A 390-nucleotide genomic window follows, 5' to 3' on the forward strand; every position below is an offset into this window, starting at 1 on the left:
TCCTCCACCACTCGCCGTCCCTGACGGCGCCGGACCCGGAGGCCTCGCTCGGCGAGCTGGGCGGCGCGATCGCCCGCCTGGGTGCGAGGATCGAGGAACTGGCGAGGGAGCAGAGGGCGCTCATCGACCGTCTGAACAGCCTGGCCCCGGGCGCTCAGGCGTGGCAGGCGGGCGGCCGCCCGTGAAACACGGCCATCTCTGCGAACAGACTCCCGACGTCGAGGGGGGACCCCTCGGGCAGCCGCCCTTCGGCTTCGACGTAGCCGCGGTGGAGATTGGGCAGAAGCCGCTCGGAATCGAGCAGTTCGGCGTACGGGCCGAGGCCGGTGGCCCGCGCCAGCTCCAGCGGGCTCACCCCGGCCGCGATGCTCTCCCGGGTTACGTCCTCGC

At 73.3% G+C, this 390-nt stretch carries 1 protein-coding gene and 1 pseudogene; one reads left to right on the forward strand and one right to left on the reverse strand.

All coding sequences use genetic code 11. The annotated features are described in order from the left end of the window. Positions 1–185 (forward strand): hypothetical protein (locus tag G3I78_RS50505; protein ID WP_164437396.1); only part of this gene is annotated, 185 nt, incomplete at its 5' end. Here the strand turns inward: G3I78_RS50505 and G3I78_RS50510 are convergent. Continuing rightward, positions 155–390: pseudogene (locus G3I78_RS50510) on the reverse strand (MBL fold metallo-hydrolase); the annotation flags it as partial. The gene G3I78_RS50505 and the pseudogene G3I78_RS50510 sit on opposite strands and share 31 nt — an antisense overlap.

The organism is Streptomyces sp. SID13726, from assembly GCF_010548375.1.
Lineage (GTDB): Bacteria > Actinomycetota > Actinomycetes > Streptomycetales > Streptomycetaceae > Streptomyces.